A 21,512-nucleotide genomic window follows, 5' to 3' on the forward strand; every position below is an offset into this window, starting at 1 on the left:
ATGTCGGGGGGCCGCCACGTCGCCATCATCGGTGCCGGCGCGGTCGGCGTGATCAGTGCCATCGAGGCGCTGCGCGAGGGACATCGCGTCACATTGATCGATCCGGGCGAGCCCGGTGGCGAACAGGCGGCGAGTTACGGCAATGCCGGCTGGCTCTCCTCGCATTCGGTGATCCCGCCGGCTGAGCCCGGCGTCTGGAAGAAGGTGCCAGGTTATCTGATGGATCCGCTCGGACCGCTCGCGATCCGCTGGTCTTATCTGCCGAAGGCGCTGCCCTGGCTGATCAAATATCTGCTCTCGGGCTGGACCGAGGCGCGGGTCGAGAAGACGGCCTTTGCGCTGCGCGATCTCCTGAAGGACGCGCCGCTGCTGCACAGGAAGCTCGCGGAGGAGGCGGGCGTCCCTGAATTGATCGAGCGTAATGGCGTGATGCATGTCTTCCCGTCGCGCGGCAATTTCGACAACGATCTCGGCTGGCGCCTGCGCAAGCGCGTCGGTGTCGAATGGCTGGAGCTTTCGGCCGACGAGATGCGTCAGCGCGAGCCCGATTTGCATCCGCGCTACACTTTCGGCGTGGTGGTGGAGGAAGCCGGTCGCTGCCGCGACCCCGGAGCCTATGTCGCCTCGCTCGCGCAGCATGCGCTGGCAAGCGGCGCCAAGCTCGTGCGGGCCAAGGCAATCGGGCTGAAGCTATCTGACAACAAGCTCGTGGCTGTCCTGACCGAGACCGGCGAGATTGCGTGCGATGCCGCGGTGATTGCCGCCGGTGCGCATTCGAAGCGGCTCACCGCATCCGTCGGCGATCCGCTGCCGCTGGAGACCGAGCGCGGCTATCACGTCATGATCGAGAATCCGGAAACGGGCCCGCGCAGCTCGTTGATGGCCTCGGATGCGAAGATGGTGGTGAACTGGACCGACAAGGGTTTGCGCGCCGCCGGGACGGTCGAGATCGCAGGCCTCGAGGCCGAGCCCAACTGGAAGCGCGCCGAGATTTTGCGCAACAACCTCTTCAGCATGTTCCCGAAACTGCCGACGGATATTCCGGCTTCGCGTATCAAGACCTGGTTTGGCCATCGGCCCAGCATGCCGGACGGACGTCCCTGCATCGGCTACGCGCGGGCATCGCGCGACATCGTCTATGCCTTCGGCCACGGCCATATCGGCCTGGTCGGTTCGGCCCGCACCGGCCGTCTCGTCGCCCAGCTTCTGAGCGGCAAGCCGCCGGAAATTCCGCTCGCACCGTTTTCGCCCGATCGTTTTCTCTGAGATCGCATCATGACCGCTCCAGCCAACTCGTCCCCCCGAATCGCCCGCGGCGGCAAAGCCATTTATGGGGCGCCGCTCGGCATCCTGATGCTGGAGGCGCGCTTTCCCCGCATTCCCGGCGATATGGGCAACGGCACCACCTGGCCTTTCCCCGTGCTCTATCGCGTGGTGGGTGGGGCTTCGCCGGAGAAGGTGGTGCTGAAGTGTGCGGCCGGTCTGCTGCCTGACTTCATCGATGCGGCAAAGGATCTAGTGCGGCTCGGAGCCGAAGCCATCACCACCAATTGCGGCTTCCTCTCACTGTTCCAGAAGGAGATCGCAGCCGCGGTCGGCGTTCCCGTCGCGACCTCGTCACTGATGCAGGTGCCGTGGGTGCAGGCGACCTTGCCGCCTGGCAAGCGCGTCGGCGTCGTCACGGTGTCCGGTTCGTCCTTGACGCCGGCCCATCTCGCGGGTGCCGGCGTTCCTCTCGATACGCCGCTGGTCGGCACCGAGCACGGCAAGGAATTCTTCCGCGTCTTGATCAAGGCCGAGAAGGACGACATGGACATCGCGCAGGCCGAACGTGACGTGGTCGAGGCCGGCAGGGAGCTGGTCGCCAGGAACCCGGATGTCGGCGCCATCGTGCTGGAATGCACCAACATGCCGCCTTATGCGGCAGCTTTGCAGGCCGAAGTTGGATTGCCCGTGTATGACATCTATTCCATGATCACCTGGTTTCATGCCGGACTGCGCCCGCGTCGGTTTGGCTAAAGGTCGAGAAGCTGCCATGGCGCAGCAATGCGCATCGTTCTCGCTGAACTCATGCGAACGGCAGCAGCTATACAATCCCTCGATACCTGATCGCGCCAGACGGTCAGAGCTTTGGCGCCTGAACATCGCTAGAGTGCCCTCGAAATCCACGGAGACACGCGGTGCACAGCCATCAATCCAATCCCGACATGCGCGCAGACGATTGGCCGTCCGAGCTCTACCGCATCCTGAAAGCCGCCGACGTGCGGCAGATGTCCTACGTCCCCGATGCCGGTCACAGCCAGCTCATCCGCCTGTTCTCGGCAGATCGCGACGTCACCACCAACGTGCTGACGACGGAAGAGGAGGGCGTCGCCATCGCCGCGGGCGCCTGGCTCGGCGGCCAACGTAGCGTGCTCTTGATGCAGTCGAGCGGGGTCGGCAATTGCATCAACATGCTGTCGCTGTCGGCGATCGGACGATTTCCACTGCTGATGCTGGTGACGATGCGCGGCGAATGGGCCGAGTTCAATCCCTGGCAGGTGCCGATGAGCCGAGCGACCCAGCCGTCGCTGGAAGCGATCGGCCTGAAGGTGATGCGCGCGGAGACGGCGGAAGATCTGGTCGAGACCGTGGAATCGGCCGCAGCGCTCGCCTACGATTCCGATCAGCAGATTGCGGTCCTGATCGGGCAGCGCCTGATCGGCAAGAAGAAGTGGTGATCTCAATGCAAGCCCAGCTCGACCGCCGCGCCGCCGTCGCCGCGCTCTTGAAAAATCGCAAGGACACGCTGGTCGTGTCCGGCCTCGGCTCGCCGACCTATGACCTTCATTCGGTCGGCGACCATGACGGCAATTTCTATCTCTGGGGCGCCATGGGCGGCGCCGCGCTGATCGGGCTTGGTCTCGCGCAAGCCCAGCCGAGAACGCGCGTCCTCGCTTTGACCGGGGATGGCGAGCAGTTGATGGGCCTCGGCGGCATCGCCACCATCGGTGTCGCGCGCCCGCGCAATCTCGACATCGTCGTGATCGACAACCAGCATTTTGGCGAGACCGGAATGCAGGCCAGCCACACCGGGCGCGGCGTCGATCTGACCGTCATCGCCGCCGCCTGCGGCTTCGTTGCGACCGGGACCGTGCGGACGCTTGAGGAGGTGGAGCGCCTCACGCGGCAGATCGCTGAGCCGGCCGATGGCCCGCGGCTTTTTGTCATCAAGGTTCTGGCCGAAAATCCGCCGCGCTCGCTGCCCTCGCGCGATGCTGTCTTTATCAAGAGCCGGTTCCGTGCTCATCTCGGCTTCGCGGCGGCCTGAGCCGGGTTTCTCACCCTGCAACAGTCTGCCCCGAAGCAGCTATCCTGGAGTGAGACCATGAAACTAACCGGCAAGGTCGCCGCCATCACCGGCGCGGCGCGCGGTATCGGCAAGGCTTGCGCGAAAAGATTCCTGGCCGACGGCGTCAAGGTGGTCATCTCGGATGTCGATTCCGATGGCTTGGCCGCGACGGCTGCCGAACTCGCGCGACCGGATGCCTTGCGTACCGTCGTCGGCAACGTCGCCAAGCGTGCCGATGTCGACCAACTGGTCGCAACGGCCGTGAAGGAGTTCGGCCGGCTCGACATCATGGTCAACAACGCCGGCGTCGCTCGTAACCGGGACCTCCTGGAGATCTCCGAAGAGGAATTCGACGAGATCATTGGCATCAACCTGAAGGGCGCATTCTTCGGTGTGCAGGCGGCGGCCAAGCAGATGATTGCGCAAGGCGGCGGCGGGGTCATCATCAACATGTCCTCGGTCAATGCACTGCTGGCAATCCCGGCGCTTGCCACCTACGCCATGTCCAAGGGCGGCATGAAGCAGCTCACCTCGGTCGCAGCCGTCGCACTCGCTCCGCACAATATTCGCGTTGTCGCGGTCGGGCCGGGAACGATTTTGACCGACATGGTGGCATCGTCCATCTACACCTCGGAGGATGCCCGCAAGACCGTGATGTCACGCACGCCGGCCGGCCGCGGCGGCGAGCCGGGCGAGGTGGCCTCCGTCGTGGCGTTTCTTGCGAGCGACGATGCCTCCTACATCACTGGGCAGACCATCTACCCAGACGGCGGTCGGCTCATTCTGAATTACACGGTGCCGGTGAAGGAGAAGTAGGGCGGACCCATTCGTGTCATCGCCCGGCTTGACCGGGCGATCCAGTACTCCGAGACAGCAGTGATGGAGGCGATGGGCTGCGGCGTACTGGATGCCCCGCCTTCGCGGGGCATGACAGCCGTTGTGAGGCGAACAGTTTGCCGCTCACTCCGCTGCAGCCGTCATCCCGTGACCAAGCCGTTTCGAAATGCCGCCCGCGCAATCGCGCAAAGCATGGGCGATCGGGCTGTCCCACCGCGCGTCAAAAGTGCCTTCCGGCCCCATCGCGGTGATCACCAGCGCGACATGGCCGGAATGGTCGAGCACCGGCGCAGAGAATGCGTTGACGCCGGGCAGGGGGTCGCCGAGCGCGCGGGCGAGGCCGTGCTTGCGGACCTCGGTGAGCATCTCGGCGAGCTTCGCGCCTTTCACGGCGCGCTTAGGATTGTAGCCGACGCCGTGACGATCGAGGCCGCTTTCGAGTGCGGCGTTGATCGTCTTCTCCGGCAGGAAGGCCGCAAAGGCCCGGCCGGTCGCCGTCTCCAGCAGCGCCATCACCGAGCCGGCGCGCATCACGATGTGAACGGGCTGGCCGGGTTCTTCGAGCTGCACCACGGTCGGGCCGTGCGTCCCCCAGACCGCGAGCGAGACCGCATGCCCGATCTGACTTGCGAGCGCCGCGATCTTCGGTCCTGCGATGCGTACGCCGGACAGGCGGCGCAGGCTGATCAGGCCGAGCTCCAGCGCCAGCGCGCCGATCTCGTAACGGCCGGTGGTCTCGTCCTGCTCGATCAGGCCGATGCGGGAGAAGCTGGCGAGATAGGGATGCGCCTTGGCCGGCGTCATGCCGGCCTCGCGTGCGAGATCGCGCAGCATCATCGGCTCGCCGCTGCGGGCGAGGGCGCGGAGCAATTCGCCGCCGACCTCGATCGACTGGATGCCGCGGCTTTCTCTCTTCATGCGCCTCCTGACGTGGCTTACGCCGCGTTGCGCTTGGCGGCGCTGTCGGCGAGATGACGGCCGGCAATGTAGCCGAAGGTCAGCGCCGGCCCAAGCGTGATGCCGGCGCCGGGATAATTGCCGCCCATGATGCTCGCCATGTCGTTGCCGGCGGCATAGAGCCCCGGAATGACCCGTCCTTCCGCATCGAGCGCCCGCCCGTTCTCGTCGGTGACGATGCCTGCATAGGTGCCGAGATCGCCGACCACCATCTTGATGGCGTAGAACGGCCTGTTCTCGATCGGCGCGACGCAGGGGTTCGGGCCGTGCAGCGCATCGCCCTGGTAGCGGTTATAGGCCTTCGAGCCCTTGCCGAAGGCGGCGTCGTGCCCCTGTGGTGCGGTCGCATTGAACTGCTTGACGGTCTCGACGAACGCCATGCTGTCGATGCCCGCCTTTGCCGCGAGCGACTCCAGCGTCTCGCCGCGCATGAGATAGCCGGTCTTGAGGTGATGACCCAGCGGCATCGGGAAGGGCGGCACGCAGCCGAGGCCGTATTTGCGCAGGGTCGGGTGATCGCAAACCAGGTACGCCGCGATCTCCTCGCCCGGTTTCGCCGCCTTGACCATGGCCTGGACGAAGTCGTGATAGGAATTGCCCTCATTGGCAAAGCGCTTGCCGTCACGCATCACCGCGATCACGCCGGGTTTGGCGCGGTCGATGAAATGCGGCATCACACCGTTTGAGCCGTCCTTGCGCTTGGTGACCGAGACCGGGACCCAGGCTGCCGCGTTCGGCAGCCGGTCCTCGACATGCCCGCCGGCGCTTTCCGCAAGCCGCAGGCCGTCGCCGGTGTTGCCGGTCGGTCCCGGCGAAAAATGCTCGTTCCCAGTCGGCGCGTGTGGAAACATCTTCTTGCGCCGTTCGACATCATGCGGGAAACCGCCGCAGGCGAGCACGACGCCTTGTCTGGCACGAATGCGGACGTCGCGTCCCTCGCGGACGACAATGGCGCCGGTGACAGTGCCGTTCTCGACCGTCAGCTCGTGCACCGGCGCGGACAGCCACATCGGAATCTTCAGATCCTGCGCGGATTTTGCCAGTCGCCCGGCGAGCGCATTGCCGTTGGTCAGCGTCATGCCACGGCCATAGCGCAGCACATCCATCAGATGCCGCGACAGGCGCTTTGCGACATAGACCGCCGAGGTCAGCGACTTCGTCGCGCGCATGAAATGGACGATGTCCTTGCCGGATCCGAGCATCATGCCGAATACGGTCAGCTCGGGCAGGGGCGAGCCGAGGGTCTTGATCTGGTCGCCGAGCTCGCGGCCGTCGAACGGGCGTGCCACCATCGAACGACCACCCTGAGTGCCGCCGGGCGCCTCGGCGTGGTAGTCCGGGAACACCAGCGGCATGTCGAAACGGAGCGCGGTCTTGCTGGTGAAGAAATCGACCGCCTCGGGCCCGGCGCTCAGGAATGCGTCGACACGTGCGGCGTCGTAATTGTTGCCGGCTTCGTGCCGCAGGTAGGTGCGAGCCTGCTCCGGCGTCTCGGAGATGCCGTAGGCGCGCGCCAGCGAGGTGCCGGGAATCCACAACCAACCGCCGGAGCGGGCGGTGGTGCCGCCGAAGCGTGGCTCCTTCTCGACGATCAGGACGTCGAGGCCGCGATAGCGCGCGGTGATCGCGGCCGACATCCCGGAGGCGCCCGATCCGGCCACGAGCACATCGCACTCATAGGTCTCAATTGCGTTGCGCTCGTTGCCGGTCATGCAGGCCTCACTTCTTGAGCAGCGGACATTTGGACTCGGAGACCGGGCGGAAGGCGTCCTCGCCCTTCACCGTCTTGATGATGTCGAGGTAATCCCAGGGTTCCTTGGACTGCTCTGGCGTTTTCACCTTGGCGAGATACATGTCGCGAATGACGCGGCCGTCCTCGCGCAAGCGTCCGCCATGAACGAATGTATCCTCGATTGGCAGCTCGCGCATCTTGGCCATCGCCTTGGCGGGATCGTCGGTGCCGGCGGCCTTGATGGCCTTGAGATAATGCAGCACCGAGCCGTAGACCCCGGTCTGGATCATGGTCGGCATCACCTTGGTGCGCTCGTAGAATTTCCGCGACCAGGCGCGGGTTGCCTCGTCCATGTTCCAATAGGACGCCGTGGTCATGTAGGTGCCCTGCGCTGATTTGAGCCCGATCGCGTGCACGTCGGTGTCGAACATCAGGAGGCCGACCAGCTTCTGCCCGCCCTGGACCAGGCCGAACTCGCCCGACTGCTTGATCGCATTGTCGGTGTCCTGGCCCGCATTGGCGAAGGCGACGACGTCCGATTTGGAGCTTTGCGCCTGGAGTGCAAAGGAGGAGAAATCGGCCGTGTTGGTCGGGTGCTTCACGCCGCCCAAGACCTTGCCGCCCATCTCGTTGATGAAGCGCGTGGCGTCCTTCTCGAGCTGCTGGCCGAAGGCGTAGTCGGCGGTGATGAAGTACCAGGACTTTCCGCCTTCCTTGATTACGGCGGATGCCGTCACCTTCGACAGCGCGTAGGTATCGTAGGTGAAGTGCACGGTGTTCGGGCTGCAAAGCTCGTCGGTCAACGAACTCGCGCCGGGGCCGGAGAGCAGCGCAATCTTGTTGCGCTCGCGCACCATGTTGTGGACGGCGATCGCGATGCCGGAGTTGGGGATGTCGACGACGGCATCGACCTTGCCGTTGTCGAACCAGCCGCGCACGATCTGCACCCCGACGTCGGTCTTCATCTGGTGGTCGGCGCTGATGATCTCGATCGGCTTGCCGAGCACGGTGGGCCCGAATTCCTCCACCGCCATTTTCGCAGCCTCGACGGAGCCCGGCCCGCTGTTGTCGCGGCCCCAGCTCGACAGATCCGTAAGCACGCCGATCCGCACGGCGTCGTCGGAGACTTGCGCGTTCGCAACGGTGGTCATGGCAGCCGAAGTCATGGCCGCGAGCATGGCGCAGGCCAAAAGCCCTCTCATCGTCGTTCCCTCTCGTTTATGGGCCGCTTGGCGCGGCTGGTTGTTGTGACAGCAAGTTAGATAATGGTGAATAAGTTTGTCAATGTCGAATAAAGACATCTGCGTCGTCCCGGCGAAGGTCGGGACCCACACCGCGTGATCTATTAATGCCGGGCGGTCGCAGGACCGGAGCACGGGTCTTCGCCAAACTCCCCCTGTGGTTATGGGTCCCGGCCTTCGCCGGGACGACGGCGAGGAGGCAGTGGCGCGAAATCTCGCATCGTGATCTGGGGAGGACCAACACTCCCGCAAGTTGCAACCGCTACAACGTTTAGCCATGATGCCATCTGGAATCTTGGGGCATGGCGATGACGGCAGCATCGGGGGTCTCCAGTGCGGCGGAGAAATCGACGACGGCGCATGTGGTGTGGGCGAGCGCGCTCGGCACCGCGATCGAGTGGTATGACTTCCTGATCTACGGCACGGCGGCGGCGCTGGTGCTGAACAAGCTGTTCTTCCCAAGCTTCGATCCCTTCGTCGGCACACTGGCGGCGTTCTCGACCTATGCCGTCGGCTTCGTCGCGCGGCCGATCGGCGGTGCGATCATCGGGCATTATGGCGACCGGCTCGGCCGCAAGAAGATGCTGGTCGCGACCATGATCGCGATGGGACTGGGCACGTTCCTGATCGGTTGTCTGCCGACCTACAGTCAGATCGGCGTCTGGGCGCCGATCTTTCTCGTCATTTTGCGCTTCGTCCAGGGCATCGGACTCGGTGGCGAGTGGAGCGGCGCCGTGGTCATGGTGGCCGAGCACGCCGGCAACCGCCGCGGCTTTTACGGCAGCCTGGTGCAGATCGGCTTCCCCGTCGGCGTCGCCGCGTCCACCGGCATTTTTGGTCTGATGACGCAGCTGCCCGAGGCGGACTTCCTGAGCTGGGGCTGGCGCGTGCCGTTTCTGATCAGCATCCTGCTCGTCGGCGTCGGCTTCATCGTGCGGCTGAAACTCGCGGAGACGCCGCACTTCAAGGAGGTGCTCGAGCGCAAGGAGGTTCTGGCGCAGCCGGCGCTGGAAGTCCTGCGCCGCGACTGGCGCAGCTTCCTGCTGGCGATCGGCATCACGGTGTCCGAAGTCGGGCTCGCTTATCTCCTCACTGTTTTCACCGTGGTCTATGCCACGACGCAGCTCGGCCTGCCGCGGCAGGTGATCCTCAATGCGGTCGTCTATGCCGCGCTCGTCGAGCTCGCGACGCTGCCCCTCGCCGGCTGGCTGTCCGACATCTTCGGCCGCAAAGCGCTGTATCTCGCCGGCGGCGTGTTCTCGGTGGCGCTGGCGTTTCCGTTGTTCTGGTTCCTCGACACCAGGGACCCGGCGCTGATCACGCTCGCGCTTGTCGTCACGATGACACTGACGCATGCGTTGCTGTTCGGGCCGAAGGCGGCCTTCATGCCGGAGCTGTTCCGCACCCAGGTGCGCTACAGCGGCGCATCGCTGGGAGCCAACGTTGCCGCCGCGCTGAGCGGCGGCTTCTCGCCGCTGATTGCGACGGCACTGCTGGCATGGGCCGGTTCTTATTGGGCCGTGTCGGTCTACATCATTGCACTGTCGATCGTCACCATCATCGCGACGCTGATGGCGCCAGAGACGGCGCGGGACCAGCTCAGGTCCTGAGGATCGCCTTCATCACGTCTGCCGCGCCAGCGGGCCCGCACGTTCGAAGCTATCGTTTTTGTGTGCACGTCCTGACGTCTTCTTATGCGCGCTGCCAAAAGCCGATGCAGCGGGGCGAACCATTAGCCGCGTTTATGCGGCGAATTTTTACTTCCAATTTTACTTCACGACATCCCGCCCATAGCCTCCCTCGCAATTGATCACATCCGCAGCCGGTCAATGGCGACCGGTGCGCAGCGTTCATCGTAGCCAACGAGGGTTGCCATGCTTGACAGGGACAAGGGGACATCCACTGCCAATCCGGCGGGGACGAGCGACAAGCCTGCGAAAAAGCTGAGCCGGCGCACGCTGTTGAAGGGCGCTGCGGCGGTGGCCGGCGCGGCCGCAGGATCGGACGCGATCCGCGGATTCCCGACCATCTGGGCCCAGGAGATCAAGGACATCGAGCTGCGCCATGTCGGCGTGTCCTATTCGGTGGTGAAGGCGATCGGCGACCAGGCGGCCAAGGATCTCGGCTTCAAGGTGACGATGCAGAACCTCGACACCTCCGCCGCCATCAACCGCTTCATAAGCCAGCCTAATACGGTCGACATCGCCGATCTCGAGGGGTGGCAGGCCAAGCTCGCCGCCAAGCGCGGCGTGATCCAGGGCATCGAGGTCAAGAAGGTCAAGGAGTTCGACAACATCCTGCCCATCTTCACCAAGGGCGAGATCGACGGTCACAAGATCCCGCGCCAGGGCATCTCGCCCTACGAGGCCATGTATATCGCCAAGCCCGATTCGACCGATCTGAACGACGGCGTGACCGAATGGGCGACCTTCCTGCCGCAGGTCTACAATGCCGACTCCATCGGCTATCGCCCCGACCTCGTCGGCCATGAAGTCACAGAATGGAAGGATCTGATCGATCCGAAATTCAAGGGGAAGGCTGCGATCCTCGACGTGCCTGCGATCGGCATCATGGATGCCGCGCTCTGCTTCGAAAGCGCCGGACTGATCAAGTACGGCAACAAGGGCAACATGACCAAGGAGGAGATCGACTTCACCTGCAACAAGCTGATCGAGCTCAAGAAGCAGGGCCAGTTCCGCGCGACCTGGACCACCTTCGACCAGTCGCTGCAGCTGATGGCGGCGGGCGAAGTGGTCATCCAGTCGATGTGGTCGCCGGCGGTTGCCGCGGTGCGCGTGAAGGAAATCCCCTGCGTCTACGCGCCGGTCAACATCAAGAACGGCAAGGAAGGCTATCGCGGCTGGTGCAACGGCATGGGCCTGATGAAGCATCTCTCCGGCAAGAAGCTGGACGCGGCCTACGAATATCTCAACTGGTATCTGTCGGGATGGCAGGGCGGCTTCGTCGCGCGCTACGGCTATTACAGCCCGGTCCCCTCGACTGCGAAGAAATTCCTCACGCCGGCCGAATGGGCATTCTGGTACGAGGGCCAGCCCGCGCCTGAGGTGGTCAACGACCCTTATGGCGTGCCGATGGAGAAGAGCGGCACCAAGCGTGACGGCGGCTCGTTCCTCGACCGCGTCAAGAACATCTCGTGCTGGAACACGCTGATGGACGAAGCTGCCTACATGAACAAGCGCTGGAACGACTTCAAGGTGGCCTGAAACCTGCTTCACCTGACGTGAACGAAGCGCCGGCGCGGCAATGCGCCGGTGCCAAATGACCGAGTTCGAGGCGTTTGCCGACATGCAGCCAAGCCTTAGTCCAGCCCAAACTCCACCACGCGCAAATCTCGCTGGCTGGCTCTACGTGTCGCCGCTCGTGCTGGTGCTCGTGCCGTTCTTCGTGGCGCCGATCCTGGTCGTGCTGGCCGCGAGCTTTTTCGCCACCGACGGCTTCGGCGGGCTGACGCCGGGCTTCACGCTCGCAAGCTATGTCGAGGTACTGCATTCGGCGCTGACGCTGAAGCTGTACCTGGCGACGATCAAGTTCACGGTGCTGACCTGGGTCTTCACGCTAATCATTGGCTTCTTCGTCGCATACTTCCTGGTCTTCCACGTCCGCAATCAGCTGCTGGCGATTGGCCTGTTCCTGCTCTGCACGGTGCCGTTCTGGACCTCGAACATCATCCGGATGATTTCCTGGATTCCGCTGCTCGGCAAGGAAGGCCTGATCAACCAGGCGCTGCTGGGGCTCGGTCTGATCCGCCAGCCGCTGGAAGTGCTGCTGTTCTCGGACCTCGCGGTTGTCATCGCCTATGTCCACCAGCTTACCATTTTCATGATTGTGCCGATCTTCAATTCCATGGCACGGATCGACAAGAAGCTGATCGAGGCCGCGATCGATGCAGGCGCCAGCCGTTTCGACATCATGCGCCTGATCGTGGTGCCGATGTCCAAGAGCGGCATCGCCCTCGGCACAATCTTCGTCGTCTCGATCGTGATGGGCGATTTCTTCGTGGTCAAGGTGATGTCCGGCGGCGGCTCGGCCTCGGTGGTCAGCGCGTTCTACGAGGACGTCGGTGTATTGCAATATCCGACCGCAGCCGCAAGCGCGGTGCTGCTGACGCTGGTGCTGGTCGCCATCGTCTCGCTGATCCTGCGCACCGTCGACATCAGGCAGGAGATCACGCGATGAGCGCGGTTCTCGCCGACATGTCCAAGACGGACTTGCCCAAAACCGACATGTCAAAGACGCTCGCGCCTGCGACGACCAAGGCGATTGCACCGAGCAAGGGCGGCCGGCCGTGGACGTTTTATGTTCTGGCGACACTGTTCGCGTTCTATGTGATCGCGCTGTACGGCCCGATGTTCTGTATCTACGTCCTGTCGTTCCAGGATATCCGTGGCGGCCTCGTGTTCCCGATGAAGGGCACTTCGCTGCACTGGTTCGTCGATCTCTTCACCCAGGTGCGAACCGGCGACGTCAAGGGCTCGTTCGATCGCTCGATCAAGCTCGCCGTCATTGTCACTGTTATCACGGTGGTGGTCTCGTTCCTCGCCGGGCTCGGTTTTCGCAAACGCTTTCGCGGCGACACCGTCGTGTTCTACATGATGATCGGCAGCCTGGTCGCACCGGGGCTCGTGCTCGGCCTCGGTACCGGTCTGTTGTTCCAGGCGCTCGGGCTCAATGCGAGCTGGTACACCTCGGCGCTGGGCGCGCAACTGTCCTGGACGCTGCCGTTCGGTGTGCTCGTGATGTTCGCGGTGATGTCGCGCTTCAACCACGTCTGGGAGGAGGCGGCCTACGACCTCGGCGCCAGCCGCTGGCAGTCGATCCGGCTGGTGATGATCCCGGTGCTGGCGCCCGGCCTGGTCGCGGTCGCGCTGTTCGGCTTCACGCTCTCCTACGACGAGTTCGCGCGCAGCCTCCAGACCGCGGGCTCACTGAACACGCTGCCGCTGGAGATCTGGAGCATGACCCTGAACGTCACGTCGCCCTCGCTTTACGCGCTCGGCACGGTGACGACGATCGTGTCCTTCATCGTCATCGGCGCGAGCCTGGGCAGCATCGTGCTGATCCAGAAGAAGCGCGGCAGCAGCACAAAGGGTTGAGCTGGGAAATGAAGAGCGATCGCGGCGATATCGAACTGGCGGGCGTCTGCAAGAGCTTTGACGGCGTTACCAATGTGGTGGACGGCGTCAATCTCAAGATCGCCGACGGCGCCTATTGCTGCTTCATCGGTCCGTCCGGCTGCGGAAAGACCACGATTCTGCGCATGATCGCCGGCCACGAGGACCCGACCGCCGGCGAGATCGTCATCGGCGGCCAGAACGTCGTCGGGCTCGCGCCGGTGCAGCGACGCACCGCGATGATGTTTCAGTCCTACGCGCTGTTCCCGCACCTGACAGTGCGCGACAATATCGCGTTCGCCTTGCGCGTACGCGGCATGTCGAAGGCCGATCGTCTGCGCGCTGCGGATGCCATGATTGAGAAAGTGCGGCTGACGCAGTTCGCCGATCGCCTGCCGGCGCAGCTCTCCGGCGGCCAGCAACAGCGTGTGGCGCTGGCGCGCGCCGCGATCACCGAACCGAGGGTACTTTTGCTCGATGAACCGCTCTCCGCCCTCGACGAGCAGCTCCGCGTGCAGATGCGCCAGGAGCTCAGGCGAATGCAGCAGGAGCTCGGCATCACCTTCATCCACGTCACCCACACCCAGCTCGAGGCGATCGCGCTCGCCGATCTGGTGGTGGTGATGGAGCAGGGCAGGATCAAGCAGGCGGGCGCGGCTCGCGACGTCTATGCCCATCCGCATGATCGTTACGTCGCCGAGTTCATGGGCGGGCAGAACGTGCTGTCGGGGCGAGTCGAGAAGGTCAACGGTTCGACCTTTACGCTCGCGCAGGCCGCGCCTGATGGCATCGAGGTCCCGCTTCTGGCGCGGTCTACGGTCAGCGTCGGTGACAAGATGGATATCGCCGTGCGCCGCGACGATGTCGCGCTGGTCCGGCCGGGCAGGGAGCTGCCGCCGGGCTGCTCTACGTCGCTGCCGAGTCGCGTGCTCGCGATCGAATACCAGGGCTATTTCGTCAAGGTCATGCTGGACACCGTGCCGGACGACGCGTTCGTCGCCTATGTGCCGGAAAAGACCTTCTTCGCGGATCCGTTCACCGTCGGCGACGTCGTGATGGCCACATGGGCCGCCGGCAGCGCGCTTCCACTTTCCTAAAGACCGTCGCGCACAGGAGTATGATCGTGCAGATATCCTTCACACTGAACGGACGGCCAACCACTGTCGATGTCGAACCGGCGATGCTCGTCGCCGAACTGCTGCGCGAGCGGCTCAACCTCACCGGTACCCATATCGGCTGCGACACCAGCCAGTGCGGCGCCTGCGTGGTGCATCTCGACGGCCTGCCGGTGAAGAGCTGCACGCTGCTCGCGCCTGCGCTCGACGGTGCGACGCTGCTCACCATCGAAGGGCTTCACGGCGCCCCCGGTTCGAACCAGATGCATCCGATGCAGGAAGCGTTTCGCGAGCATCACGGTCTACAATGCGGCTTTTGCACGCCCGGCATGCTGATGACGGCGGTGGCGCTCGCGGCCGAAAAGCCGGACCTCACGGAAGCCGACGTCCGCCACGGCCTTGAAGGCAACATCTGCCGTTGCACCGGCTATCAGAACATCGTCGTCTCGGTCATGGCTGGCGCTGCCGCCATGAACGCCGCCAGGGGAGAGTGACCATGGGCAACGTGATCGGGATCGGCGCTTCACCCAAACGGAAAGAGGACCAGCGCTTCCTCACCGGCCGCGGCAATTACGTCTCCGACATCAAGCGTCCCGGCATGACGGCCGGTGTGTTCGTGCGCTCGCCGCATGGACACGCGATCCTGCGCGGCATCGACAAGAGTGCGGCGCTCGCATCGCCCGGCGTCATCGCGGTCCTGACCGGCGAGGATGCCGCCGCGGACAAGCTAGGCTCGCTGCCCTGCGGCTGGGGTATCACGGACGCCAAGGGCGTTCCGATGAAGGAGCCGCCGTTCCCGATGCTGGCGCAGGGCAAGGTGCGCTTTGTCGGCGACATGGTGGCCTTTGTCGTCGCGGAGACGCCGGCGCAGGCCAGCGCGGCAGCCGAGCTGCTCACGGTCGATTACGAGGTGCTGCCCTCGGTGGTCGGCGTGCTCGAAGCCGTGCGGCCCGGCGCGCCGCAATTGTTCGACGACGTGCCGAACAACCTCTGTTGCGATTGGGAGCTCGGCGACAAGGCCGCGGTCGAGACCGCGTTCCGGAAAGCGGCGCATGTCGCCAAGCTCAGCCTCGTCAACAACAGGCTGATCGGCAACCCGATGGAGCCGCGCGCAGCGATTGCCGAATATGAGCCCGGCACGGATCGCTTCACGCTGTGGACCACCAGCCAGTTTCCGCACGTCGTGCGCTTCCTGATGGGCGCGCTGGTGCTGAACATTCCGCAGCACAAGCTGCGCGTGGTCGCGCCCGATGTCGGCGGCGGCTTTGGCGTCAAGCAGTTCCACTATGGCGAGGAGGCCGTGATCACTTGGGCCGCCAAGCGCGTGATGCGGTCGATCAAATGGGTGGCGAGCCGGTCGGAAGGCTACGTCTCCGATCGCCACGGCCGCGATCACGTCACCGAGGCCGAACTCGCACTGGACGAGACCGGGAAGTTTCTGGCCTTCCGCGTCAACACGCTCGCCAATATGGGCGGCTATCTCTCGACCTTCGGACCGAACATTCCGACCAATCTCTACGGTCCGCTGCTCGGCGGCGTCTACACCACGCCGGCAATCTACTGCAACGTGAAGGTGGTCTTCACCAACACCGTGCCCGTCGACGCCTATCGCGGCGCGGGCCGGCCCGAGGCGACCTTCGTGCTGGAGCGCATCGTCGATGTCGCAGCCAGCGAGATGGGGATCGACCGGGTCGAGATCCGCCGACGCAACATGATCCCGAAGGAGGCCTATCCGTATCAGACGCCGGTGCTGGTGCAGTACGATTCCGGCGACCCGATGGGGTGTCTCGACGGCGCTCTTGTCGCGGCCGACGTCAAGAACTTCGGCATCCGCAAGGCGGAGTCGGCGCGCACGGGCAAATTCCGTGGGCTCGGCTACTCGACTTATGTCGAGGCCTGCGGCCTCGCGCCGTCGCGCTTCGCGGGACGATTGGGAGCGCGCGGCGGGCTCTATGAGAGCGCCACGGTGCGGGTGCATCCGACCGGCCAGGTCACGGTCATGATCGGCACGCACAATCACGGCCAGGGCCACGAGACGACGTTCGCGCAGATCGTCTCGGAAAAGCTCGGCGTCGCGTTTGACAATGTCGACATCGTGTTCGGCGATACCGATCGCGTGCAGTTCGGCATGGGCACCTATGGCTCGCGTTCGCTGGTGGTCGGCGGCGCGGCGCTGTCGAAGGCGACGGACAAGGTGGTCGCGAAGGGCAAGAAGATCGCGGCGCATCTGCTTGAGGCGGCCGAAGTGGACATCCAGTTCGAGGCCGGAAAATTCTCAGTCGCAGGCACCGACCGCATGAAGACGTTCGAGGAGATCGCGGGCGCCGCCTACGTGCCGCACGACTATCCGCTCGAAGTGCTGGAGCCGGGACTGGAAGAGCAGGCTTATTATGATCCCGTCAACTTTACCTATCCCGGCGGCTGCCACATTGCCGAGGTCGAGATCGACCCGGAAACCGGCACGGTGACACTGGTCAATTACACCGCGGTGGACGACGTAGGCACCGTCATCAACCCGATGATAGTTGAGGGCCAGTTGCATGGCGGCATCGTGCAGGGCGTCGGCCAGGCGCTGTACGAGAACGCGGTCTATGACGAGGGCTCGGGCCAGCTGCTGTCGGGTTCGCTGATGGACTACTGCATGCCGCGCGCCGACCACATGCCGATGATGAACATCGCGACCCATTCGACGCTGTGTACGCATACGCCGATGGGCGTGAAGGGCTGCGGCGAGGTCGGCACCATCGGTTCGCCGGCCGCGGTCATCAACGCGGTGGTCGATGCGCTGTCGCATCTCGGCGTCACCCATGTCGACATGCCGGCGACGCCGAACCGGATCTGGCGCCTGCTGCAAAATGCATCGCTGCCGGTCGCTGCGGAATAGGGAGGATGACAATGAAGCCGTTTGCCTATCACCAACCGGACCGGATTCCCGACGCTGCTAAACTGCTGACCTCGATCGAGGACAGCAAGCTCGTCGCCGGCGGCATGACGCTGATCCCGACGCTGAAGCAGCGGCTCGCCAGTCCGCCAGCCTTGATCGATCTGTCGAAGCTCGGACATCTGAAGGGCATCAGCGACGACGGCGCCACCATCACCATCGGTGCGATGACGCCACATGCCATCGTGGCCGCCTCGAAGCTGGTGCAGGCGAAGATCCCCGGTCTCGCCGCGCTGGCCTCGATGATCGGCGATCCCGCCGTCCGCATCCGCGGCACTATCGGCGGCTCGGTCGCGAACAACGATCCGGCGGCCGATTATCCCGCAGGTGTACTCGGATTGGGCGCGACCGTCGTCACCAGCACGCGCGAGATCGCGGCCGACGGATTCTTCCGCGGCCTGTTCGAGACCGCGCTTGAACCTGGCGAGATCATCACGGCGATTCGCTTTCCGGTGCCGCTCAAGGCAGGCTACGCCAAGTTCAAGGCGCCGGCGTCGCGCTATGCGCTGGTCGGCGTGTTCGTGGCGAAATTCGCCGATGGCGTTCGCGTGGCCGTGACCGGAGCGGGCTCCGGCGTATTCCGCGTTCCCCCGATGGAAGAAGCGCTGTCTCGAAGTTTCGATCCGTCCGCGATCGCGGCAATCAGGATCGATACCGAGGGTCTCACCTCCGACATCCATGCCGAAGCCGACTACCGTGCGCATCTCGTCACGGTCATGGCCAAGCGCGCCGTCGACGCGGCGCTCAGCTAGCTCTTTAGGGTTGATGATGACTAATGGTTCCGGCCGAGCGGCCCTCCCGCCGGCGCCGACTGGCCTTGGTGCGCTTTCTGCAACCGAGATCATGGCCGGCTACCGGCGCAAGGCGTTCACCCCGCGCGACGTGGTCGACGACACCATCGCCGCGCTGGAGGCGACGAACGAGGCCTGCAACGCGGTGGTGACGCCGATGTACGAGCAGGCGAGGGCGGATGCCGATCGTCTCACCAGGGAGATGCGCGCGGGCGAAGCCAAGGGCCCGCTCGCGGGGGTGCCCGTCACGATCAAGGACCTCGTCTTTGTCGCGGGCGTGCCGGCCTATGGCGGCTCGCCGATGAACAAGGCCTTCGTGCCCGATGTCGACGCGGCGGTTGTCTCGGCGCTGAAGGAGGCGGGTGCCATCGTCACCTGCAAGACCACGACCTGCGAGTCCGGTTACAAGTTGACGGCGGACAGCCCGGTCACCGGCACCACGCGCAATCCCTGGGACCCCGGTCGCACCAGTGGCGGATCGAGCGGCGGCGCGGCGGCGGGTGTTGCCGCCGGCTGCGGTCCGATCGCGATCGGAACCGATGGCGTCGGCTCGATCCGGGTGCCCTCGTCCTTCTGCGGGGTGTTCGGCCTAAAGCCGACGTTTGGGCTGGTGCCGCGTTCGCCCGGCTTCTCGCCACCGTCTTGGGGGTCGCTCGCGCATACCGGGCCGATCACGCGCACGGTCGCGGATGCTGCGCTGACGCTGGAGATCATCGCCGGCTACGATCTGCGCGATCCCGCGAGCCTGCCGGTGGCGGCGCGGCGGTTCGACACGAAGGCCGCGCCGTTGAACGGCATTCGTATCGGCGCCAGCGTCGATCTCGGCTACGCCGCCGTCAGCCCCGATGTGCGCTCGGCGTTCGGCAAGGCGCTGGCCATTGTCGATGCCTGCGGCGCGCAGGTCACCATGGATGGTCCCGGCCTCGATCCCGGCATCCTCGAACACACGCTGAAGCCGATCGCCTTCACCGAACAGGCGGCCGCGGTCGCGACCAGGACCACGGCCGATCTCGCCAGCTCCGAAGCAGATTATCTTGACGTCATCAGTGCAGGCCGACGCTACAGCGGCACGGACTATATCGAAGCGGGGTATCGCCGCGGTCAGGCTCGCAGCGGCTTCCTGAAGCTTTTCGAGCGCGTCGATGCGCTGGTGACGCCGACTGTCGCGGTGACCGCGTTCGAGGCCGGCCGCATCGGCGTCGACACGATCGACGGCGGCAAGGTCGATCCGCATCTCGGCTGGTCGCCCTTTACCTGGCCGATCAACCTCGCCGGTCTTCCGGCGGCGACGCTGCCCTGCGGCTTCGATCGCGACGGAATGCCGATCGGCTTGCAGATCGTCGCTCCTTGGCTCGACGAGCCCACGATCTTCCGCATCGCCGCTGCGTTCGAGGCGGCGCAGCCCTGGGCAAACTTCTGGCCGTCACTGGCGCTCCGCGAAAGTCCCACGCGCGCGAAGGTATGAAGCTCAGGTCAGCTCGATCGGGTCGCCGCGGCCGCTGAGCTCTTCGTCGAGGCGCAGATAGTGCGCGAGATAGTCGTGCAAGGCGGTCGCCGCCTTCGAGGTTGCGCCGCTCGACTTGTAGAGCAGCAACTCGATCTTCGGCAGTGGCGGCAGGCCCTCGTTCGGGCCGATCTCGCGCATCGCCGGCACCAGGGCGCTGCGGCCGAGTACGGTCACGGCCATGCCGGCGAAGGCCGCCGCCTGAAGGCCGCCGACGCTTTCGCTGACGCAGGCGATGCGCCAGCGCAAATTCGCGCGTTCCAGCGTGTCGATCGCGTAGTCGCGATAGATGTTTCCGGGCGGCAGCAACGCCAGCGGAATGGGCCGTTCCTGGTGCGCGGCGGACTGCTCGCCGGTCATCCAGACCAGTTGCTCGCGCCGTACCACCTGGCCGCCCGTAAAATCGTTCATGCGGGTCACGAGCGCGATGTCGACATCGCCGCGCTTGACCAGGCCCACCAGCGGCGTCGAGAGCGCGCAATTGAGCTCGACCTGGACGCGGGGGAAGGATTTTCGGAACACGCTGAGGATCTGCGGCAGCATGAAGGCGGCATAGAGGTCCGGCGTGCCGAGTACGACCTGACCCTCGATCTCCTGTGACGCCAATTGCGAAATCAATTCGTCATGCAACCGCAGGATGGACTTGGCGTAGGTGAGAACCGTGGTGCCGTCCTCGCTCAGCGTCAGCCGGCGCCCGGCATGCTCGAACAATTGCTTGCCGGTGAGCTCCTCCAGCCGCTGCAATTGCAGGGTGATGGCCGGCTGGGTGCGGCCCAGCCGCCGCGCGGTCTCGGTAATGCTGCCGGTCTCGACCACGGAGATCAGCGACCGGAGCATGCGGATATCGAGGCTGATGAGGTTCATGCGGCATCCATGTCGCCCAGAATTTATGCAAGTTCCATGCTAGGGCGAATGGGAGCCAGGGTGGGAAGGCTCGGTCGCAGACGGCCTGTTCTCATCAATTAAACGACGTGCCGGTCCAGCATTGCTGGCATACTGAATATTGATTATCAGGCGGTCCGGCGCGCATGATGCGCCCAACGAACACAAAAAGGGAGCACAAAACATGAAAGAGAGATCAGCAACGCGACGAGAGCTGCTTGCAATTGCCGCGGCGGCAAGTGCTGCGTCAATCGCGGAAGTTGCGCCGGCTGCTGCGCAGGCCGTGCCGAAGCCGACCTTTCCGGTGCCGATGGTCACCATTCCGATCGTCGGCGAAACCCAGGTGTTCCAGGTCCGCCGCATCTACTGCATCGGGCGCAACTATGCGGCGCACGCGATCGAGCGCGGCTCGGACCCGAACCGCGAGCCGCCGTTCTTCTTCCAGAAGCCGACCGACGCAATCCAGAACGTCGCTGTGGGCGAGGTCGCCGACCATCCCTATCCGTCGCTGACCAAGAACTATCACCACGAAGTCGAGCTGGTCGCCGCGCTGAAGTCCGGCGGCTCCAACATTCCGGCCGAGAAGGCGCTCGACCATGTCTATGGCTACGCGCTCGGCCTCGACATGACCCGGCGCGATCTCCAGAACGGGATGGCCGCGGAGAAGAAGCCGTGGGAGATCGGCAAGAGCTTTGACCACGCCGCGGTGATCGGCCCGATCCACCCGGCCAGCAAGACCGGCCATTTCGACAAGGGCGCTATTTCGCTGGCGATCAACGGGACGGTGAAGCAGAGCTCGGATCTCAGCAAGATGATCTGGAGCGTGGCCGAGCAGATCGCAAAACTGTCGGAAGCCTTCGAGCTGAAGGCCGGCGACATCATCTATTCCGGCACGCCGGAGAATGTCGGCCCGGTCGTGAAGGGCGACGTGCTGTTGTGCAAGCTCGACGGCTTGCCGGACATGTCGATCAAGATCGTCTAGCGCTCCCCTCTCCCCGCCTGCGGAAAGTGAGGGGCGGGACGTTTTCGCTTCGTCATGCCCGGGCTTG

19 protein-coding genes are annotated in these 21,512 nt (G+C 64.6%); 15 read left to right on the top strand and 4 right to left on the bottom strand.

All coding sequences use genetic code 11. The features are described from left to right. The 5 genes from N551_RS0132870 to N551_RS0132890 all read left to right on the top strand — a co-directional run bounded on the left by N551_RS0132870 (position 1) and on the right by N551_RS0132890 (position 4,147). The gene (locus N551_RS0132870; protein ID WP_027570524.1) at positions 1–1,266 is read left to right on the top strand and encodes an FAD-binding oxidoreductase; all 1,266 of its coding nucleotides are present in this window, start codon (positions 1–3) and stop codon (positions 1,264–1,266) included. A 9-nt stretch (positions 1,267–1,275) separates the two neighbouring features. After that, positions 1,276–2,019, top strand: a complete 744-nt coding sequence (locus N551_RS0132875; RefSeq protein WP_027570525.1) for an aspartate/glutamate racemase family protein — start codon at positions 1,276–1,278, stop codon at positions 2,017–2,019. 161 nt (positions 2,020–2,180) lie between these two features. Beyond that, positions 2,181–2,720, top strand: coding sequence for a thiamine pyrophosphate-binding protein (locus N551_RS0132880; protein ID WP_027570526.1), 540 nt, complete (start codon positions 2,181–2,183; stop codon positions 2,718–2,720). Positions 2,721–2,725: 5 nt separating this feature from the next. Further along, complete coding sequence (locus N551_RS0132885; protein WP_197031223.1) at positions 2,726–3,310, top strand: thiamine pyrophosphate-dependent enzyme; 585 nt, start codon at positions 2,726–2,728, stop codon at positions 3,308–3,310. A 57-nt stretch (positions 3,311–3,367) separates the two neighbouring features. Next, positions 3,368–4,147 (top strand): SDR family NAD(P)-dependent oxidoreductase, encoded by a 780-nt coding sequence (locus tag N551_RS0132890; protein WP_027570528.1) that lies wholly within the window; start codon positions 3,368–3,370, stop codon positions 4,145–4,147. Positions 4,148–4,291: 144 nt separating this feature from the next. Here the strand turns inward: N551_RS0132890 and N551_RS0132895 are convergent, their stop codons facing one another. The 3 genes from N551_RS0132895 to N551_RS0132905 are packed head-to-tail and all read right to left on the bottom strand — an operon-like array spanning position 4,292 to position 8,059. Next, entirely contained in the window at positions 4,292–5,086 is a 795-nt protein-coding gene (locus N551_RS0132895; RefSeq protein ID WP_027570529.1) for an IclR family transcriptional regulator, read from the bottom strand. 17 nt (positions 5,087–5,103) lie between these two features. Continuing rightward, on the bottom strand, positions 5,104–6,837 hold the full coding sequence (locus tag N551_RS0132900; RefSeq protein ID WP_027570530.1) for an FAD-dependent oxidoreductase: 1,734 nt from the start codon (positions 6,835–6,837) through the stop codon (positions 5,104–5,106). Between the two features lie 7 nt (positions 6,838–6,844). Then, positions 6,845–8,059 (bottom strand): ABC transporter substrate-binding protein, encoded by a 1,215-nt coding sequence (locus N551_RS0132905; protein ID WP_027570531.1) that lies wholly within the window; start codon positions 8,057–8,059, stop codon positions 6,845–6,847. Positions 8,060–8,406: 347 nt separating this feature from the next. On the opposite strand from N551_RS0132905, the gene N551_RS0132910 reads away from it, so the two are divergent. The 9 genes from N551_RS0132910 (at position 8,407) to N551_RS0132950 (ending at position 19,542) form a co-directional block, all read left to right on the top strand. After that, positions 8,407–9,708 carry an MFS transporter gene (locus tag N551_RS0132910; protein ID WP_027570532.1) on the top strand — a complete coding sequence of 434 codons (1,302 nt, stop codon included), beginning with the start codon at positions 8,407–8,409 and terminating at the stop codon, positions 9,706–9,708. A 264-nt stretch (positions 9,709–9,972) separates the two neighbouring features. Beyond that, a complete protein-coding gene (locus N551_RS0132915) occupies positions 9,973–11,322 on the top strand; it encodes a PotD/PotF family extracellular solute-binding protein (RefSeq protein ID WP_027570533.1) in 1,350 nt (449 codons plus the stop codon). Positions 11,323–11,377: 55 nt separating this feature from the next. After that, the gene (locus N551_RS0132920) at positions 11,378–12,295 is read left to right on the top strand and encodes an ABC transporter permease (RefSeq protein WP_027570534.1); all 918 of its coding nucleotides are present in this window, start codon (positions 11,378–11,380) and stop codon (positions 12,293–12,295) included. Further along, positions 12,292–13,212, top strand: coding sequence for an ABC transporter permease (locus N551_RS0132925; RefSeq protein WP_027570535.1), 921 nt, complete (start codon positions 12,292–12,294; stop codon positions 13,210–13,212). Before N551_RS0132920 ends, N551_RS0132925 begins: the two co-directional genes overlap by 4 nt. 8 nt (positions 13,213–13,220) lie before the next feature. Next, entirely contained in the window at positions 13,221–14,327 is a 1,107-nt protein-coding gene (locus N551_RS0132930) for an ABC transporter ATP-binding protein (protein ID WP_027570536.1), read from the top strand. A gap of 20 nt (positions 14,328–14,347) precedes the next feature. Continuing rightward, positions 14,348–14,839, top strand: a complete 492-nt coding sequence (locus N551_RS0132935) for a (2Fe-2S)-binding protein (RefSeq protein WP_027570537.1) — start codon at positions 14,348–14,350, stop codon at positions 14,837–14,839. Between the two features lie 2 nt (positions 14,840–14,841). Continuing rightward, the gene (locus N551_RS0132940; RefSeq protein WP_027570538.1) at positions 14,842–17,229 is read left to right on the top strand and encodes a xanthine dehydrogenase family protein molybdopterin-binding subunit; all 2,388 of its coding nucleotides are present in this window, start codon (positions 14,842–14,844) and stop codon (positions 17,227–17,229) included. Between the two features lie 11 nt (positions 17,230–17,240). Then, on the top strand, positions 17,241–18,038 hold the full coding sequence (locus tag N551_RS0132945; protein WP_027570539.1) for a xanthine dehydrogenase family protein subunit M: 798 nt from the start codon (positions 17,241–17,243) through the stop codon (positions 18,036–18,038). 16 nt (positions 18,039–18,054) lie between these two features. Further along, entirely contained in the window at positions 18,055–19,542 is a 1,488-nt protein-coding gene (locus N551_RS0132950) for an amidase (protein WP_027570540.1), read from the top strand. Between the two features lie 3 nt (positions 19,543–19,545). Here the strand turns inward: N551_RS0132950 and N551_RS0132955 are convergent, their stop codons facing one another. Beyond that, positions 19,546–20,445, bottom strand: a complete 900-nt coding sequence (locus N551_RS0132955; protein ID WP_027570541.1) for a LysR substrate-binding domain-containing protein — start codon at positions 20,443–20,445, stop codon at positions 19,546–19,548. 202 nt (positions 20,446–20,647) lie between these two features. On the opposite strand from N551_RS0132955, the gene N551_RS0132960 reads away from it, so the two are divergent. Continuing rightward, entirely contained in the window at positions 20,648–21,445 is a 798-nt protein-coding gene (locus tag N551_RS0132960) for a fumarylacetoacetate hydrolase family protein (protein ID WP_027570542.1), read from the top strand. Positions 21,446–21,512 lie beyond the last annotated feature (67 nt).

It is taken from the genome of Bradyrhizobium sp. URHA0013, from assembly GCF_000518345.1.
Taxonomy (GTDB): domain Bacteria; phylum Pseudomonadota; class Alphaproteobacteria; order Rhizobiales; family Xanthobacteraceae; genus Bradyrhizobium.

Excerpts from the sequence above, each read along its gene's own strand:
- N551_RS0132870 (WP_027570524.1), top strand. The coding sequence starts at position 1 with ATGTCGGGGGGCCGCCACGTCGCCATCATCGGTGCCGGCGCGGTCGGC.
- N551_RS0132875 (WP_027570525.1), top strand. The coding sequence starts at position 1,276 with ATGACCGCTCCAGCCAACTCGTCCCCCCGAATCGCCCGCGGCGGCAAA.
- N551_RS0132885 (WP_197031223.1), top strand. The coding sequence starts at position 2,726 with ATGCAAGCCCAGCTCGACCGCCGCGCCGCCGTCGCCGCGCTCTTGAAA.
- N551_RS0132890 (WP_027570528.1), top strand. The coding sequence starts at position 3,368 with ATGAAACTAACCGGCAAGGTCGCCGCCATCACCGGCGCGGCGCGCGGT.
- N551_RS0132895 (WP_027570529.1), bottom strand. The coding sequence starts at position 5,086 with ATGAAGAGAGAAAGCCGCGGCATCCAGTCGATCGAGGTCGGCGGCGAA.
- N551_RS0132900 (WP_027570530.1), bottom strand. The coding sequence starts at position 6,837 with ATGACCGGCAACGAGCGCAACGCAATTGAGACCTATGAGTGCGATGTG.
- N551_RS0132905 (WP_027570531.1), bottom strand. The coding sequence starts at position 8,059 with ATGAGAGGGCTTTTGGCCTGCGCCATGCTCGCGGCCATGACTTCGGCT.
- N551_RS0132910 (WP_027570532.1), top strand. The coding sequence starts at position 8,407 with ATGACGGCAGCATCGGGGGTCTCCAGTGCGGCGGAGAAATCGACGACG.
- N551_RS0132915 (WP_027570533.1), top strand. The coding sequence starts at position 9,973 with ATGCTTGACAGGGACAAGGGGACATCCACTGCCAATCCGGCGGGGACG.
- N551_RS0132920 (WP_027570534.1), top strand. The coding sequence starts at position 11,378 with ATGACCGAGTTCGAGGCGTTTGCCGACATGCAGCCAAGCCTTAGTCCA.
- N551_RS0132925 (WP_027570535.1), top strand. The coding sequence starts at position 12,292 with ATGAGCGCGGTTCTCGCCGACATGTCCAAGACGGACTTGCCCAAAACC.
- N551_RS0132930 (WP_027570536.1), top strand. The coding sequence starts at position 13,221 with ATGAAGAGCGATCGCGGCGATATCGAACTGGCGGGCGTCTGCAAGAGC.
- N551_RS0132935 (WP_027570537.1), top strand. The coding sequence starts at position 14,348 with ATGATCGTGCAGATATCCTTCACACTGAACGGACGGCCAACCACTGTC.
- N551_RS0132940 (WP_027570538.1), top strand. The coding sequence starts at position 14,842 with ATGGGCAACGTGATCGGGATCGGCGCTTCACCCAAACGGAAAGAGGAC.
- N551_RS0132945 (WP_027570539.1), top strand. The coding sequence starts at position 17,241 with ATGAAGCCGTTTGCCTATCACCAACCGGACCGGATTCCCGACGCTGCT.
- N551_RS0132950 (WP_027570540.1), top strand. The coding sequence starts at position 18,055 with ATGACTAATGGTTCCGGCCGAGCGGCCCTCCCGCCGGCGCCGACTGGC.
- N551_RS0132955 (WP_027570541.1), bottom strand. The coding sequence starts at position 20,445 with ATGAACCTCATCAGCCTCGATATCCGCATGCTCCGGTCGCTGATCTCC.
- N551_RS0132960 (WP_027570542.1), top strand. The coding sequence starts at position 20,648 with ATGAAAGAGAGATCAGCAACGCGACGAGAGCTGCTTGCAATTGCCGCG.